The 18039-nt window shown below is 34.6% G+C and carries 15 protein-coding genes and 1 tRNA gene; 15 read left to right on the forward strand and 1 reads right to left on the reverse strand.

The genetic code is table 11. The features are described 5' to 3' along the window. Nucleotides 1-12: 12 nt before the first annotated feature. Both radA and WC614_01395 read left to right on the forward strand, forming a co-directional pair. Nucleotides 13-1371 carry a DNA repair protein RadA gene (radA, locus tag WC614_01390; GenBank protein ID MFA5031650.1) on the forward strand — a complete coding sequence of 453 codons (1359 nt, stop codon included), beginning with the start codon at nucleotides 13-15 and terminating at the stop codon, nucleotides 1369-1371. Then, a complete protein-coding gene (locus WC614_01395; protein MFA5031651.1) occupies nucleotides 1340-2257 on the forward strand; it encodes a glycosyltransferase family 2 protein in 918 nt (305 codons plus the stop codon). Before radA ends, WC614_01395 begins: the two co-directional genes overlap by 32 nt. Here WC614_01395 and WC614_01400 read toward each other — a convergent pair. Next, nucleotides 2220-2303: transfer RNA gene (locus WC614_01400), tRNA-Leu, on the reverse strand. The two genes, WC614_01395 and WC614_01400, sit on opposite strands and share 38 nt — an antisense overlap. A 123-nt stretch (nucleotides 2304-2426) precedes the next feature. Here WC614_01400 and WC614_01405 point away from each other — a divergent pair. The 13 genes from WC614_01405 (at nucleotide 2427) to pseC (ending at nucleotide 17876) form a co-directional block, all read left to right on the forward strand. Then, nucleotides 2427-3206: an enoyl-CoA hydratase-related protein gene (locus tag WC614_01405; protein ID MFA5031652.1), complete on the forward strand. Its 780-nt coding sequence runs from the start codon at nucleotides 2427-2429 to the stop codon at nucleotides 3204-3206. A gap of 93 nt (nucleotides 3207-3299) precedes the next feature. Beyond that, complete coding sequence (locus WC614_01410) at nucleotides 3300-4631, forward strand: 3-hydroxyacyl-CoA dehydrogenase family protein (protein MFA5031653.1); 1332 nt, start codon at nucleotides 3300-3302, stop codon at nucleotides 4629-4631. 85 nt (nucleotides 4632-4716) lie between these two features. Continuing rightward, a complete protein-coding gene (locus WC614_01415; GenBank protein ID MFA5031654.1) occupies nucleotides 4717-7089 on the forward strand; it encodes an SLBB domain-containing protein in 2373 nt (790 codons plus the stop codon). 4 nt (nucleotides 7090-7093) lie between these two features. Then, nucleotides 7094-7765 carry a Wzz/FepE/Etk N-terminal domain-containing protein gene (locus tag WC614_01420; GenBank protein MFA5031655.1) on the forward strand — a complete coding sequence of 224 codons (672 nt, stop codon included), beginning with the start codon at nucleotides 7094-7096 and terminating at the stop codon, nucleotides 7763-7765. Between the two features lie 59 nt (nucleotides 7766-7824). Further along, nucleotides 7825-8715: a UDP-N-acetylmuramate dehydrogenase gene (gene murB / locus WC614_01425; GenBank protein MFA5031656.1), complete on the forward strand. Its 891-nt coding sequence runs from the start codon at nucleotides 7825-7827 to the stop codon at nucleotides 8713-8715. Between the two features lie 46 nt (nucleotides 8716-8761). After that, nucleotides 8762-9523 (forward strand): triose-phosphate isomerase, encoded by a 762-nt coding sequence (gene tpiA, locus WC614_01430; protein MFA5031657.1) that lies wholly within the window; start codon nucleotides 8762-8764, stop codon nucleotides 9521-9523. A gap of 243 nt (nucleotides 9524-9766) precedes the next feature. Beyond that, on the forward strand, nucleotides 9767-11605 hold the full coding sequence (asnB, locus tag WC614_01435) for an asparagine synthase (glutamine-hydrolyzing) (protein MFA5031658.1): 1839 nt from the start codon (nucleotides 9767-9769) through the stop codon (nucleotides 11603-11605). Nucleotides 11606-11942: 337 nt separating this feature from the next. Beyond that, the gene (locus WC614_01440; GenBank protein MFA5031659.1) at nucleotides 11943-12794 is read left to right on the forward strand and encodes an MraY family glycosyltransferase; all 852 of its coding nucleotides are present in this window, start codon (nucleotides 11943-11945) and stop codon (nucleotides 12792-12794) included. Then, nucleotides 12788-12997: a hypothetical protein gene (locus tag WC614_01445; protein MFA5031660.1), complete on the forward strand. Its 210-nt coding sequence runs from the start codon at nucleotides 12788-12790 to the stop codon at nucleotides 12995-12997. Before WC614_01440 ends, WC614_01445 begins: the two co-directional genes overlap by 7 nt. Before the next feature lie 10 nt (nucleotides 12998-13007). Further along, on the forward strand, nucleotides 13008-13418 hold the full coding sequence (locus WC614_01450; protein MFA5031661.1) for an SLBB domain-containing protein: 411 nt from the start codon (nucleotides 13008-13010) through the stop codon (nucleotides 13416-13418). A gap of 6 nt (nucleotides 13419-13424) precedes the next feature. Then, nucleotides 13425-15644 carry a polysaccharide biosynthesis tyrosine autokinase gene (locus WC614_01455; GenBank protein MFA5031662.1) on the forward strand — a complete coding sequence of 740 codons (2220 nt, stop codon included), beginning with the start codon at nucleotides 13425-13427 and terminating at the stop codon, nucleotides 15642-15644. A 97-nt stretch (nucleotides 15645-15741) separates the two neighbouring features. Further along, entirely contained in the window at nucleotides 15742-16740 is a 999-nt protein-coding gene (gene pseB, locus WC614_01460) for a UDP-N-acetylglucosamine 4,6-dehydratase (inverting) (protein ID MFA5031663.1), read from the forward strand. Continuing rightward, nucleotides 16737-17876, forward strand: coding sequence for a UDP-4-amino-4,6-dideoxy-N-acetyl-beta-L-altrosamine transaminase (gene pseC / locus WC614_01465; protein ID MFA5031664.1), 1140 nt, complete (start codon nucleotides 16737-16739; stop codon nucleotides 17874-17876). The genes pseB and pseC overlap by 4 nt, the downstream gene beginning before the upstream one ends. Nucleotides 17877-18039: the final 163 nt, after the last annotated feature.

Raw genomic sequence — 18039 nt, forward strand, 5'->3', positions numbered from 1 at the left:
CAATAACTCATTATGGCTCAAAAGTCTCAAAAACGCTATATATGTCAGCAATGCGGGCATTCTACATTGCAGTGGCTTGGCAAATGTCCAAGCTGCAATGCGTGGAATACCTTTGCAGAAGAAGTAACCTTTACAAGCAAGTCAACGGTTTCCGTTAGAACCCCCTCTATCCCGATTACGAATATTTCTTCTTCCGAATCTATAAGAATTCTTACCGGAATCGGGGAGTTTGACCGTGTGCTTGGCGGGGGAGTGGTAAAAGGAGCAGTAGTTCTTGTAGGCGGAGAACCGGGCATAGGCAAATCTACTTTGTTATTGCAAGCGGTAAATAAATTTGCGCAATCCGGATTAAAAGTGCTTTATGTATCCGGAGAAGAATCGCTTTCCCAGATTAAATTAAGAGCAAACAGATTATCCGTTGACGATAAAAAAATATATATACTATCTCAAACGGATGTTTCTTCGGTTATAAACGAAATAGATGAACTTGTACCAAATATCGTAGTTATTGATTCAATACAGACCCTTTATGATTCCGAAGTCAGCGCTATCCCCGGAAGCCTGTCACAGGTAAGAGAATGCGCGCTCAAACTTATGAGTGTAGCCAAATCTCGAGATATTTCCATATTTTTAATAGGCCACGTAACAAAAGAAGGAGTAATTGCAGGACCAAGAACTTTGGAACATATGGTCGATACGGTATTATACCTTGAAGGAGATAAAAACAATTTTTATAGAATTTTAAGAGCTGCAAAAAACAGGTTTGGCTCCACTTTTGAAATCGGTATATTTGAAATGAAACAAAACGCATTGTCGGAAGTTAAAGACCCTTCGCAAATGTTCTTAACCGACAACTCGGAAAATCCTCCCGGCAATGTAACGACCTGTATAATGGAAGGCTCTCGTCCTTTTTTAGTTGAAGTGCAGGCATTGGTCGTTCCCGTAAATTTTAGAATGCCGCAGCGAGTAAGCGCAGGAATAGAATATAAAAGATTGGCAATGTTGTTGGCTATTATAGAACGAAGGCTTGGAGTAAGAGTAAGTATGCAGGACGTCTTTATAAACGTAATCGGGGGGTTACAAATAGAGGAAACTGCCAGCGACTTAGCCGTTATAATGGCTGTAGTGTCGGGAGTAAAAAACATATCCATCCCAAAACAACTTGTTGTAATGGGAGAAGTAGGTTTAGGCGGGGAAGTAAGGCATATTCCTGCCATAGAAAATAGAGTAAGAGAAATAGAAAGATTAGGTTTTAAGGATTGTATAATTCCTGCAAAACATGAAAAAATAACATCTAAAATTAATCTAGTTAACGTAAAAAATATAAAGGACGCAATAGATGAAACTTTCCATAATAATAGTAAATTATAATACAAAAGATTTTTTACTACCTACCCTTTCTGCCATTTATTTAAATCCTCCAAGACTTGATTTTGAAATTATAGTAGTAGACAATGCGTCTACCGACGGCAGCATAGAACTAATACGGAAAAAATTTCCTTTCGTCAGGTTAATTAAAAATTCAGGGAATGTAGGTTTTGCAAGAGCAACAAATCAAGCTATCCCTCGCACTAAAGGAGAATACATCCTTTTTTTGAATCCTGATGTTATCCCGCAATGGAATGCAATACAAAGTTTGGTTGATTTCTTAGAACATACCCAAAATGTGGGGTGTGTAGGCGGGAAACTGCTTAATACTAATGGGTCCATCCAATTTTCGTGCAGAAGTTTCCCAAATTATATAAATGTATTCTTTGGCCGCCAATCATTATTATCAAAACTATTTCCCAAAAGTCCTTTTCACAAATCCTTCCTGCTAACCGAAATTGACCATAATAAAACTCAAAAGGTTGATTGGATAATTGGGGCATGTATATTAACCAAAAGAGAAATATTGGAACAAATAGGTTATTTAGATGAAACTTTTTTTCTCTTTCTCGAAGACACGGATTTTTGTTATCGGATAAAAAAAGCAGGATTTGATACTATCTATTTCCCGGATGCGTTATTTTATCATTCTTATGGAGCAAGCATAAACAGATTTTGGGTAAAATCAAATATCGCTCACAACATAAGTATGTATAGGTTTTTTAAAAAACATTATAACCCCAATGTAATCACCCGCTTAATAGCAATGATGTTCCTAACCATCAGGGTTTTAGTTATGACTTGTATTTACTATATTCACGAAAAATTATTGGATATAAGATTAGAAAAAGTGCCGAAGGTGGGACTTGAACCCACACCCCATTTCTGAGATAGCGCCCTGAACGCTACGCGTCTGCCAATTCCACCACTTCGGCGTAATAAAATGAATATACTTGAAATAACTGCCCGATAGTCGGCAGGTTGTCAATTAAAATTTTAAGAACCAGCATAAACATTCCTTTCCCGCCATGGCGGGAAAGGACTTTTAAGGAGGAAAAATGAACTTAGAAAAATTGGTCTTGCAAATAGATGGCAGTATTGCAACTATAAAAATAAATAGGCCGGAAGTCCTTAATGCAGTTGATGTTGAAACTATTCTTGAACTCGAAACAATAATGCACTCCCTTAACGATGATAAAAAAGTAAAAGTTATCGTAATTACAGGGGAAGGAAAGAGTTTTGTAGCAGGGTCGGATATTTCCAAGCTCGCTAAAATGGACTCTATTCAAGCGAGAGAATATAGCCAGATCGGGCAACGAGTATTAAATTACATCGAAAACGTAGAAAAACCCGTAATCGCCGCCATAAACGGATACGCTCTCGGCTCCGGATGCGAAATTGCTATGGCTTGCGACATAAGAATTGCTTCGGAAAAGGCAAAACTTGGGCAACCGGAATCTAAACTTGGTCTGATACCGGGACATGGCGGCACACAAAGACTTGCAAGGCTTGTAGGTATCGCTAAGGCGAAAGAACTTATATTCACAAGCGAAATAATTGATGCGCAGGAAGCATTAAAAATTGGATTGGTAAATAAAGTAGTGCCGGCGGAAGAACTGATAACAGAAGTTCAAAAAATTGCGCAAATAATTTCTCAAATGGGACCCACGGCAATAAAACTTGCCAAAACAGTTATCAATAGAGGATTGGATTCTAATTTTACTACGGGAACAGCTTATGAGTCTGAAGCCTTTTCCGTATGTTTTTCTACTCCGGAATCAAAAGAGGGTATAAATGCTTTTTTAGAAAAACGTAAACCTGATTGGGAAGCAAAGTAAAAAGACTTGACATTAACTAAAAAACAGAGTAATCTCTCAACATTGTTAGTGTACAAAATGATTCATTTGTTTTGGTATTTTTGAGGAGGTAAAATGAATTTAGACAATAAACTTGAGAATGTCACAATAGTCGGCGCCGCTGGAAAAATGGGAAGCGGAATTGCTGTTTTAATAGGACAAGAAATTGCCAAATTAAAAATTAAAAATCCTGACAAAACATATAAGTTGAATCTTATTGATACCAACGAAAAAGCATTAAATGGGTTATATTCATATATAAAGTCTCAATTTGTAAAAGTAGCAGAAAAATCAATAGTTGGGTTACGTTTTATGTACAAAGAAAGAGAAGATTTGATTGAAAACAAAGACATTATTGATGCCTTCGTTGAAGATGCCTTAGGAGGCATAAGATTTGGCAGTAATCTTGAAATGGCTAATAATTCAAAACTCGTATTTGAAGCAATTTTAGAAAACGAGGATATTAAAATTTCTTTATTAAAACAACTTAACCAAAATTGTAGCAAAGATGCTTTTTTCTTTACGAATACTTCAAGTATTCCTATTAGTTTTCTTGACGAGAAAGTTGGTCTTAACGGTAGAATAATAGGGTATCACTTCTACAATCCTCCCGTAGTTCAAAAACTTTTAGAGGTAATCTCCGGCAACACAACTCTTCCTGAAGTTAAAGACATTGCTAAAGAATTGGGGGAGAGACTTCGTAAAAAACTCTTGCCTGCCAATGATATCGCAGGATTTATTGGAAATGGTTATTTTATGCGAGATGGATTATATGGAATAGAAGAAGTAGATAAACTAAAATCTTCTTACTCAACCCCTGAAGCTATTTATATGATAAACCGTATAACACAAGATTTCCTCATAAGACCTATGGGAATATTCCAACTTATAGATTATGTAGGTGTTGAGGTTTTTCAATGGATTTTACTGGTTATGAATAAACATTTAAAAGATACCACCCTGCATAATAAACTCATTGATTTAATGGTCGCTAAAAAAATATTGGGCGGGCAAAATTCCGATGGTTCCCAAAAAGATGGATTTTTCTCTTACAAAAAGAATAAAATGATAGGAGTATATGACATAGAAAAAGGTGAATATCTGCCAATAGAAGAAAAATGGAAAGCAAATATGGACAGTAAGCTGGGTTCTCTCCCTGCAGGATTTGCTACATGGAAAAATCTTCTTTCTGCAGAAGATAAAGCTAACTTATTAAAAACTTATTTCAATAACCTTAACTCTGATACTACACTTGGAGCAAAAATAGCAAAAAGATATCTCGAACGTTCTAAAGAAATAGGAAAAGAACTGGTAAAATCAAAAGTAGCATTCTCGGAAGAAGACGTAAATACTGTGCTGACTAATGGTTTTTTCTGGCTTTACGGACCTATAAATAATTATATTTAATTATGCGAAGCCCTTTTAGGGATTCGTATCCAGCTCTGCTGGATATTTAATTTATACGAAATATGAACAACGGGAGGCTCTTATAATGTGTAAATATAATAAGTTTTTGTTGAAATTATTTGCTTGTTTGTTCGTGTTAACATTACCCTCAATTGGCCTAAAAGGAGAAGTATCCACAGGAATGCAAGATGTTATTGAAAAAGTCAAATCTGACCCTGAACTTACGCAACAAGCTCAAAAAATATTAAAAGAACAAGATATAACAAAAACACCCGAAGAGAAAGATACTATTCTTAATAAAAAACCTCTTCTTTTAAAGGACACTTCTAATAATTTACCCTCAATTATAGAACAAATGTTTTCTGAAAATACCCCTATCGAAGTTAAAAGAAATATTTCTCAATTTGGATATAATATTTTTGAGACATCCAATAAGTTTTCTCCCGCGGAGTTAACTCCTGTTCCACCGGAATATGTTATTGGGCCTAATGATGAAATTATAATTAGTATTTGGGGGAAATTACAAGAAACATTTAAGGTTGAAGTTGACCGTGATGGAAAAATTATTTTACCAAAAGTTGGCGCAGTCTATGTGTGGGGATTAAAATTTAGCGAGTTGGAACCGCTTATATATAAACAATTGGAACAACATTATACTAACTTACAGCTTTCAGTTACTATGGGAAGCTTGAGAAGCATAAAAGTATTTGTTCTCGGAGAAGTAAAATATCCCGGAAGCTACACTATATCAGCATTGGCGACTTCTTTTTATGCTCTTTTTGCTGCAGGTGGACCTACAAAACTCGGCAGTATGAGAAACATTAAAGTAATAAGTGGGAGCAGTGAAAAGCCAATAGACCTTTATGATATATTGCTTTATGGTAGCAAAAAAAGCGATTATTTTCTAAATTCCGGGGATATAATTTATGTGCCTTCAATTGGTAGAATAGCCGGCATTGCAGGAAGCGTTAGACGTCCTGCTATCTATGAATTATCCGGGAAAGAAACATTAAATGATCTTATCAAAATGGCAGGAGATGTAACACCTGTTGGATATTTGAAAAGAATACAGATTGAGAGAATTGAAGCGCATAAACAAAAAATTGTTACCGAATTAAATTTTGATAAATCTTCCGAAAACTTTGAAATAGGAGATGGGGATTTTGTCCTCATATCTCCCATATTACCTAAAAGACATAATTATGTTACTCTTTCCGGTAATATCTATAGACCCGGTGAATATACTATCCAACCAAATTTTAGGATAAAAGATTTGATAGAAAAAGCCGAAGGAATTAGACCTGGAACTTATATGAAGCGTGCAGAAATTTCGCGTTTCAAGGCAGATAAAACACAGGAAATTATCCCCATCAATTTAGATGCCGCCCTTCAAGGAGATTCAAGCAATAACATACTGCTATCCGAATGGGATACAATAAAAGTATATGCCGAAACAGAAGTTTTCCCAACCAAATACGTAGTCGTAAGTGGTGCAGTAAAAAGACCGGATAAATATACATTAACTCCCAATATGACAATTGGAGACCTTATATTTAAGGCAGGTGGATATATTTTTAATGCGGACCCCAAAGCATCGGAATTTTGTAGAATCTTATCCGGGAAAATACCCAAAACTGCAAGTATAGACTTGAATGATTCTTCTTCTCTGAATATAAAACTTCAACCTTCCGACTGGGTATTTGTTCGTGCAAATACAAAATGGTCTGAATTGCCCTACGTAATGCTTACGGGAGAAGTTCTTCATCCCGGCACATATATGATAAGTCCAAACGAAAAACTTTCTTCTATAATCAAAAGAGCCGGTGGATTTACGGATAAAGCCTTCTTAGGCGGAGCGGTATTAACTCGTAAGGATGTAAAAGAACAAGAAATTAAAGCTACTCAGGATTTCTTAACCAGTACACGTAAAAACTTATTACAACAATCAACTATGATTCAAAATGCAAGCCTTACCGATACAGAAAACAAACAAGGACAAGAACTTATAAAACGATATGAATCTTCCATAGATTTAATTTCGCAAATAGGAATTCCAGGGAGAATACAAATTGATTTAACTTCTTCTAAATCCCAAAGTTTTAGTATTTCATTGAAAGGTGGAGACAGTTTGAATATTCCGGAAATTCCAAGTGCAGTCCAAATTATAGGTTGTGTTTATAACCCATCTGCAATTATTTATAACGAAGGGAAATCTCTTGGCTGGTATGTTAAAGAGGTAGGAGGTTTGACGCCCGAAGGAGATAAAGCTCGTATGTACGTTCTGCAAGCATCCGGCAGAATAAATAAAGGAAGTAAAATAGGGAAAGGCGATATTATAGTAGTCCCCGCAAAATTATCGATTCACAGACCAAAGGGTGAAATAATTAAAGATGCTGCGCAAGTACTTTATCAATTAGGATTTGCTGCAATAGCAATATATGGCATTATGAACAAATAAAACAATGAGCGAAGAAATAAATATTCTTGACTATTTTAAAGTAGTAAAAAAACACTGGCGATTATTGGTTGTCCTTTTCATTGTAATAGAAATTATTACTTTCGTTTTTAGCATCACTCGAACTAAACTTTATGATGCCACTGCTACTATTCTTCAACCTGAAATGATTTCCGATGTTAAAAGTGGTTCGGGACTTTCATCTCTACTGGCACAACAATTACCGGGAGGGTTATATGGGGGAGGCGCTGCATCTCAAGCTATTCTAGTAATGCTAAAATCGAGGCGTATGGCAGAATTTGTAGAACAAAATTTTAATATACTGGCTCTTTATAAAATAAAAAACCATGCGGATGCAGTAACACAAATAAGAGGAATGACCAGTATTTCCTTATCAAAAGATAATACAATAACAATTAACGTAACCGCCGTAGACCCGAAACTTGCCGCGAATATAGCTAACTTTTATGCGGCAAATCTTGATAGTATAAATGAAAAGCTAAAAATTTCTTCTATAAAACCTATTGCTACTTTACTTGATTCAGCAGTCACGCCACAATTTCCATCTTACCCAAAAATAAAATTCAATTTACTAATTGCAGGAATTCTTGCTCTTTTTATAGGGATATTATTGTCCTTTTTCTTAGAATATTTTTCAGCATTTATAAAAAAACCATAGTACCACAAGCATCTTGCTTACCTGCCAAACAGACAATCTTGTAGATAAATTGATAAACTATGGATTTGAATAATATTAAATTTTGTGACTTCAAAACCGATACCCCCCTTAGTTCTTATACAAGTTTTAAAATTGGAGGAATTTGTCCTGCCATCATATTTCCCAAAAGTGTAGAAGGGGTACAGTCTGCACTACAATTTGCCATTGAAAACAACTTAAATTGTTTCATAATCGGCAATGGAACAAATATTTTATTTCCCGATAAATCTCCCTATAGTCTTATTATAAGAATATGCAGCCCTTTTCTTGATGAGATAAAAGAAACAACCAACCCTTATATATTTCAAATACAAGCAGGTACTTTAATTTCTACTTTTTTAAAATTTGTTACAGAAAATAGTTTAACCGGAGCAGAATTTCTTAGTGGAATCCCGGGCACTATTGGAGGTGCCACTTTTATGAATGCCGGTGCTCAGGGTAAATATATTAGCGAGATTATACGAAAAGTTGAAGTTATGGATAAAAATTATAAAACCTATTGGTTAGACAAATCGGAAAGCGGTTTTGAGTATCGGAATTCAAGATTCAAAACAAGCGGAGAGATAATATTGGGCGCTGAAATTGAATTAACCCACGGTAACAAAGAAAAAATCAACACCGAAATTAGCGAACTTTTAAATTATCGAAACAATAAACTCCCTCTGGATTTACCAAGCGCCGGCTGTGTATTTAAAAATCCTAAAAATGGTCCGGCCGCATATTTTATAGAATTAGCCGGATGCAAAGGATTAAAAATCGGAGGAGCTCTGGTGTCGCCCAAACATGCAAACTTTATACTAAATGCCGGAGATGCCACTTATAAAGACGTTAAATCACTCATCGTAGAAGTTAAAAAAAGAGTATATGACAAACTCAGTATCTCGTTAGAAACAGAAGTTATAATACTTTAATAAAAATATTTGACAATGAATGTATAGAATATATACTACACAACTTATGAGAAAATCTTTCATTGCAGGAAATTGGAAATTAAACAAATTAGTATCTGAAGCAGTAGAGACAAGCAAAACAATTAAAGAAGGAACAAAAAATTTGTCGGGAGTAGATATATGTGTTTGCCCGACTTTTACCGCTCTAAAATCCGTATATGAAATAATAAAAGATTCAAATATCTCATTAGGAGCACAGAATTTATGGTACGAAAACCAGGGCGCATATACAGGAGAAATCGGAGCATCTTCCCTATTAGATGTTGGCTGTAAATATGTAATTATTGGACATTCCGAAAGGCGTAAATACTTAAATGAGTCTGATGAAACTATTGCGCATAAAACTTTGTCTGCTTTAGAAGCAGAACTGATTCCTATTGTATGCATAGGAGAAACTTTAAAGGAGAGAGAATCCGACAAAGCTCAAAAAGTAATCGAAACACAATTTAGCGGGGCTTGCAAGAATCTGCCTGCAGACAAATTCTCCAAAATTATTATTGCCTACGAGCCCGTATGGGCAATAGGAACAGGAAAAACAGCAACCCCGGAAATTGCAGAAGAAATGCATAAATTCATACGACAACTAATAGAAAATAAATATACTAAAGAACTTGCAGAAAATTCCAGAATACTTTATGGTGGAAGTGTAACCCCTGCTAATATAGAAAGCTTGATGAAAGAAACAGACATAGATGGAGCATTAGTGGGTGGCGCAAGCCTTGCACCCGAATCCTTCATAGAAATCGTAAAAAAATCTCAAAACAAATAATCCACATATCTGTACGTTTCTAATCTTCTAACTCGGTATCTCTTGTTATCTACCTTTTTTCGACAATATAAAAGACTTGACAGTTTAAAAGTTCCCCCCCAAAATACCTCTTTGTATTACTTTGCCGGAGATATATTAATTATTGGGCAGTTTTAAACCTGCTCCTACAATGAAAAGAATGAATTTGTTTTTGCCCGTCAAAAGCGGCTCAAACATCCAAACTAAATAGGAGATTATAATAAAATGTGTGGAATAGCCGGCATCTGGGATTTTAAAGAAAAGTTAGGGATTGATGTCCTAAACAGGATGAAAGAGAGTTTACACCATCGTGGGCCTGATGATAGTGGAATATATTTAGACAAACAAAATAACTTAGGGTTAGCCCATACAAGACTTTCTATAATAGAACTATCTGAAAAGGGACACCAGCCTATGATTGATAAGGAATTGAATTTAGTTATTGTTTTTAATGGCGAAATCTACAATTACCTGGAAATAAAAAAAGAATTAAAATGCCTTGGGTATAAATTTTTTAGTAATTCAGACACAGAAGTAATATTAAAAAGTTATAAAGAATGGGGAACACATTGTCTTGAAAAATTTAGAGGAATGTTTAGTTTTTGCATTTTTGACATTGAAAAACAAGAATTATTTTTAGCCAGAGATAGACTTGGAATAAAGCCACTCTATTATTTTAACGATGGGAACAAATTCATTTTTGGTTCAGAGATAAATACTATAAAGGCATCCGGTTTAGCTAAAGAAATCAATTCGGACTCTATCGGACTTTTTTTATTCTTGGGGTATATCCCATCGCCTTCAACATTCTACAAAAATATAGTTTCCCTTGAACCGGGATTTTTCCTAAAAATCTCCAAAAATAATAAGCTTGAAAAAATTCAATATTACAATTTAAAAAAGATTTTCCTTAATGGAGAAAACTCTGAGAGTTCTTTCACTGAGGCAATAAAAAAAACAAAGGACACTTTACTGGAAAGCCTAAAATATCACCTTGTTAGTGATGTCGAAGTAGGCGTATTCCTGTCAGGAGGAATAGATTCTTCTGCCCTTGTTTCCTTGATGAGACAAGCAGGGTTTCAGAAAATAAAGACTGTTTCTATAATCTTTCCCGATAATGTATTATATGATGAAAGTAAATATGCAAAAGTCGTGGCAAAAAAGTTCAATACTGAACATATTGAAGTAGAAGTGACAAGTAAAGATATAACAAACCACCTGAATGATATTTTTTCGTGTATGGGGCAGCCGACGACAGATGGAATAAATACTTATTTTGTTTCGGCAGCTGCAAAAAAAGCTGGACTAAAAACGGTATTATCCGGATTAGGAGGGGATGAAATCTTTGGGGGGTATCCTTCCTTTAAAAATATTCCCATAATCTGTAAATATCTAAAACTACTTAACATAGTGCCTCCTAATTTATGGACAAATTTTTTACCTGCAAAACAAAAGGGGAAAATTAATTTCATTGCGACAAATAATAATATGCGATTTTCCGATATTTATTCCGTATATCGTGGGATTTTTACTCCAAAAGAAATACAACAAATTCTTAATCCGGATTTGAATACTAATGTTTTAGAACACTCTCACTTTGATGACATTTCGTTCTATACAAAAGATGATTATTTTAAAAATATTTCGTTCTTAGAAACTAACTGCTATATGGCAGGGCAATTATTGAGAGACGCTGATGTCTTTTCAATGGCACATCCTTTGGAAATAAGAGTACCGTTTGTTGACCACATAGTTATTGAAAATATCGCTAAAATTCCTTCCATTTATAAAACTTGTAAAAAAAGAGAGTCTCCCAAGGATTTGTTAATAAAGTCTATTGGTGACTTGCCGAAAGAGATAACTTCCCGACATAAAATGGGATTTATATTTCCGTTTGAATATTGGTTACATACTGAATTAAAACAATTAGTATATGATTCATTGTTGGAAACCACTATTTTCAAAAGGGAAGCTATTGAAAATGCCTTATATTTGTTCTCCAGAAAAGAGATTCAATGGTCAAAAATATGGGCATTATTTGTTCTTAATAAGTTTTTAAGCTAAAACATAATGAGATACTGAATTCAATAAGCCTGTCTCAGAAACACTCCTTCCTTTCTCAAAGGCTTCTAATAGTGTTCTGCGTTTCGGGCATTCCCTTGCCCTGTTATTACCCCATAAACCGCCTCGAGCAAAAATATCCCTTACCTCCCTGGTGTTTAAGGCGAATACACCCCCTTGCCCTTAACAACCCTACTATAGACAGATGATACCAATCTTCCAATATCAGTATTTCTTACTGTTTACTATTCTCTCAAAGATAAAAAAGACTTGACAGTTTTTAAGTTTAACCCTAAAATACCCTACTTGTGTTGTGGAAATATGTGAGTATCTGTGTGGTATGATGTGGTATAAAATATTATTTACTTTTCTAATAAGTTTTGTTGTCCAATATTTGATGATATGGGCATGCCATAGATATGGTGTTTTTATTGACAAGGTAAAGAAATTGCCACAAAAGTTTCACAAAATTTCTACTCCCCGGTGTGGAGGAATTGGAATACTCATAGGAAGTTGTACTTTTCTGTTATTTGACAAGATTGGATTGTTTTTGATACTTGCAAGCATACCGGTTTTGATTGTTGGGATACTGGAAGATTTCACAAGAAAAATACTTCATTATAACTTAAGACTTCTATTGATAAGCACATCCTCGGTTTTATTCATATTATTATTTCCGGAAGTCCTATCAAGAATACATACTCCAATAACAAATATACCAATAATTGACTCGTTGCCAGTAGGCGTTATTTCCGCAATAGCTATACTGTTTATGATAATAGCAATTACCGGGGTGACGAACGCGATAAATATTATTGATGGGTTTAACGGATTAGCTTCCGGCACATCTTTAATTGCTTTTATGTTTCTGGGATTTATGGCTTATATAGTAGGAGATATAGAACTTTTAAAAATAATTGTGTTTCTTTTTACCGCAACTTTAGGTTTCTTTTTATGGAATTTTCCAAGAGCAAAGATATTTCTTGGAGATGGCGGAGCTTACTTATTAGGATTTACTCTTGCGACTATTTCTCTTTTACTTGTGTGCAGAAATACGGCTGTTTCAATATGGTATCCTTTGATAATATTAGGTTATCCCGTATGGGAAGTATTATTTTCAATATATAGAAAAGCACTGGTTCGTAAAAAAAGCCCTATGCAACCGGACAGAGAGTTCACTTACATATGTTGATTTATAGCCGTATAACAAACAAAAGTCACACAAGAACTTCTTTATATTTATGGTTGCCTTCAATATTAATGGGCAGTCTGGCATTGAAATGGTACGATCTGGCATTAGTATTGGTTGGAATATTTGCTTTATATATAATTTCTTATGCTTCTTTTTATAACAATATCGTAAAATTTAAGTTTAAGAAACAAAAAAACAGATAGAGAGGAAATTATGAAAAAGATTTTCTTTATACTTATTACACTTTTTTTAAGCGGACAGATTTTGTATGGGCAACTTAACAACAGGGTGCATATATGGGGAGAAGTAAAGAATCCGGGAGTGTACGAATTACCTGCCGGGACAAGTATTGTAGATTTAATTTCCGTAGCTGGCGGCCCTACCGGATATGCTGATTTATGTAAAATTCAAATTACACACAGGAACGAAAAGATTAACATAGAAAAGATTAATTTGAGTAACTATTTGGGAAAAGGAAATATTAAATCTCTATACATAATAGAAGATGGAGACGTTATTAGAATTCCACAAAACTGGTGGTATAAGTGGAGAACTATGATAACCGTTGCCGCTGATATTGCAATAATTGCAAACGTATATTATTGGTATAAAAATAGCAGGTAAAATATTATGGAACAAGACTTTTCACTATACGATTTATTAAATGTTTTAAGGAGAAGGAGAAATTTAGTATTTATAATTATATTTGGGATTTTGTTCTTTGTATTTTTGTTCAATGAAATGAGTGCTCCGGTTTATGAAGCAAAAACAACTATCGAAATGGAAAAAGAAAAAGAACCTTTTGCTATTGGAGATTTTGATTATTTGGGAATTTCGTCAAATACATATATTAAAAATCGGATAGAAGAAATAAAATCAAGAACATTGTCGGAAGAAGTAGTTTCTTCTCTACCCTGGGATGTTTTATCCAAATTTAATGTTCCAAAATCCTATACGGACAATACTAAAAAAATAAAATATATAGCAAACATTATAAGGGGAGGAATAACTGCTGAACCTATTAGAGAATCAGATATTATAAATATTAAAGTCCAAAATGAAAATCCTCTTGTTGCTATGACTGTTGCAAATACAATGGTAGATGTTTTAAAAAACAGGCAAGTTAAATTCAAAAGGGAAGAAATAGGCGCCATCCGGGAATTTATAGAAGAACAACTAAAAACGTTTAAAGACCAACTTATGATAGCAGAAGGGGCTTTAAGAAATTTTAAACAAGCAGACAGGGTTACTTATTTAAATATGGAAACAACCGAAATCTTAAAAAGAATGACAGAGGCAGAGGTTCTATATAACGCAGCAAAATCCGATAGAGGGGCTGCTGAACGAAGACAGGAATACATTGATACTACGTTATCAATGGAAAAATGCAAACTACCTTCTTCTATAACAAATACTACGAGTCCCTGGTCAGAAAAATTAAAAGAGAAACTGTTAGAATTAGAGGTTCAATACACAACATTAACGGTTCAAGGGTATCCGGATGACCATCCACAGATTACAAAGTTAAAAGAACAGATAGCGCAAACAAAACAAAATTTAATTAAAGAAATATTAAAAGTAGTGAAAGGTGAAACAATAATTGACCCTATATCCCGAATTCACGATTTGATGACAGAAAAAATTGCCATTGAAATAGAACTTGAAACCCATAAAGCAAAAGAAAATATATTAAAAGAAACAGTGGATATGTATGATAAAAAGTTACAATCTTTACCGGAAAAAGAATTTAAATTAGCACAACTCACAAGAGCATCCGAAGTAAATGACAAGATATACAGAACTCTTCTTGAAAAATATGAAGAAGCCCGAATAACAGAAGCGGGGAAGACAAGTAATATTAGAACACTGGATACTGCTGAACTTCCTAAATCTCCGATAAAACCTAAAAAGAAATCAAACTTAGCATTAGGATTGATAGTGGGAATAGTATTGAGCATAGGTTTAGCATTTGGTTTAGAGGCTCTGGACAAATCAATAAAAACAGTTGAAGATGTGGAAAAAATATTACCGGTAATAGGCTCTGTTCCATCAATTAAAAGAGAAGGCAAAAGAAAAACTATTGTATGGTTGAAAGGAATACAAACTAATAAAGAAAAAGAGGGGAGAATTCGCTTACTTACCAATTTGCCGGCAAGATCACATGCGGTTGAATCTTATCGTGGAATAAGAACGAACATTGGGTTTGCAAGCCCGGATAAACCCTTAAAGATGATACTTATTACAAGTGCCTGTCCGTCGGAAGGGAAATCTCTTACAACTGCTAATCTAGCAATCATTATGGCGCAAACAAATATGAAAACGTTAGTAATAGATGCCGATTTGAGAAAACCACAAATAGCTTATTTATTTGATAAGCCCAGAGAACCCGGCGTTACTGATGTGCTGGCAGGTTCAGCAGAATTAAAAGACGTAATAATCCCAACCCTGATAGACAATCTCTGGATTATTCCGGCAGGAACAATTCCTCCTGACCCGACAACCCTTCTAAGTTCACAAAAAACAAAAGATTTATTGAATAAATTAAGAAAGGATTTTGACTTTATATTAATAGATTCTCCTCCAATAGTTTCCGTCACGGATGCGCTTATATTAAGCCCGGAAGTAGATGGAGTAATTCTTGTTGCCCGTTCCGAAAAAACAGGAAAAGATACAATACTAAAAGCCTTTAAATTGCTAAATAATAGAAATACAAAAGTATTAGGAGCAGTAATTAATGATGTTGATGTCGAGCACGTTTATGGCAGGTATGGCTATTATTCACATTATTACGATTACTATACGACGGATGAGAACACAAAGAAACATCATAAGAAAAAAATAAGGATTTAGTGAAACTTCATTTGATGAAAATTATAGACACCCCACAATTTTTAAAAATATAACCATTCTTTTGAGAAAAAACTGCTGTCAATACAAGGGAGAAAAAATGTTAAATGACAAAATAATTTTAATTACCGGAGGGACAGGTTCTTTTGGGAAGAAGTTCACAGAGGTAGTATTCAAGAAATATAAGCCTAAGAAAGTAATTATTTTCAGCAGGGATGAATTTAAACAATATGAGATGGCGAAAATCTTTCCGGAGAATAAATATCCTATCCGTTTTTTCATAGGAGACATAAGAGAGAAAGAAAGACTTGTACGTGCTTTCGAAGGCGTAGATTATATAATTCATGCAGCGGCTTTAAAACAGGTTCCTGCATTAGAATACAATCCTTTTGAAGCAGTGAAAACAAATATATTAGGGGCACAAAATATTGTTGAAGCCGTAATAGAAACAAACGTGAAAAAAGTGATAGCTCTTTCTACTGATAAAGCAGTAAATCCAATTAATTTGTATGGGGCTACAAAACTTGCTATGGAGAAGATATTTGTTGCGGCAGGGTCCTATGTAGGAGCAAAAGATATTAAATTTTGCGTTGTAAGATATGGGAATGTTGTCGGAAGCAGAGGCAGCGTTATTCCTTTCTTTTTGGATCTAACAAAACAAGGTGTAAAAGAGCTTCCCGTGACGGATGACAAGATGACAAGATTCTGGATTACTTTAGAGCAGAGCGTGGATTTAGTCTTTGAAGCGTTAAATAATTCTATGGGGGGAGGAATATTTATACCTAAAATTCCAAGTATGAGTGTGGTAACGCTTGCAGAAGCAATTTCCGGAAAGAAGGCATATAAAGTAATAGGGATAAGGCCGGGTGAAAAAATACACGAAACTCTCATAAATGAAGACGAAGGTAGAAATACGGTAGATATGGGGAAGTATTTTATAATAGTGCCACAATTCGAGTTTGAAATAAAAGGACATAAGTATAATACGAAAACGTCTAAAATTCCGGATAATTTTGTGTATAAGAGCGACACTAATGATAAATGGTTATCTCTGGGAGAATTAAGAAAGATGATAAAGTATGTTGGGAGAGAAAAATGATTCCCTATGGAAGACAATTTGTAGAAAAAGACGACATTGAAGAAGTCGTAAAGGTTTTAAAGTCTGATTTTCTAACTCAGGGACCAAAGATAGAAGAGTTTGAAAGAGATCTATCCAAATATTGTGGGTGTAAATACGCCGTTGTTTTTAACTCCGGGACGTCTGCTCTGCATGGAGCATATTTTTCCCTGGGATTAAAAAAAGGATTTGAGTTTATTACATCTCCTAATACTTTTGTTGCTACATCTAATGCCGGTATTTATGTTGGATTAAATCCTGTTTTTGTAGATATCGAAAAAGATACCGGGAATATGGATGTGCTAAAAGTAGAAAAAAGTATTACCCCAAAGACAAAAGTAATTGTGCCTATTCATTACGCCGGACATCCTGCGAATATGGAAAAACTTTATAAGATAGCCCGGAAAAATAAACTTCATATAATAGAAGATGCCTGTCATTCATTGGGAGCGAAATATAAGGGAGAGAAAATTGGGAGTTGTAAATATTCGGATATGGCCGTTTTAAGTTTTCATCCCGTCAAACATATCACAACGGGAGAAGGCGGGGCAGTTTTGACGAATAATAAGAAATATTTCGAGAAATTAAAAATGTTTAGAAGCCATGGTATTACAAAGGAAAACTTTGTAAACAAAAGTGCCGGGGGCTGGTATTACGAGATGCAGTTTTTAGGGTATAATTATCGGATGACAGACATACAGGCAGCATTGGGAATATCGCAGTTAAAGAAATTAAATAAATTCGTAGAAAAAAGAAGGGCAATAGTAGCATTATATGAGAAGGCATTAAAAAATAATCCATATTTCGACATACCTGTAGAAAAAGGATACGCATACTCGTCATATCATTTATACCCTATACGGTTAAAAGATAAATATAAAAACAAGCGGGAAGATATTTTTTCCAGAATGAGAAAGATAGGATTAGGAGTGCAGGTACATTATATACCTGTACATTGGCAGCCATATTATAAAGGGCTGGGATTTAAGAAAGGGATGTGCCCTGTTGCGGAAGATTTTTATCAAAGAGAAATCAGCATTCCGTTATATCCATCTATGAAGAAAGAAGACATACAATACGTAATAGAAAAAGTAGTGGATGTCTTTAAAGAAAATTAATACTTGATGAGCAACAAAAGCGCAAAATAGTAGTAAGGAGGATTCGATGAAAGTAATAAAAACAAATTTAAAGAAGTCGATGAAATTGTTCAGGAAAGCGGAATCTATAATAATGAACGGGACTCAATTGTATAGCAAGATGCCGTCCGTTGGAGTAGAAGGG

The sequence above is a fragment of the bacterium genome, from assembly GCA_041649255.1.
In the GTDB taxonomy this organism is placed as follows: domain Bacteria; phylum Hydrothermota; class UBA3073; order JACQXS01; family JAQTXJ01; genus JAQTXJ01.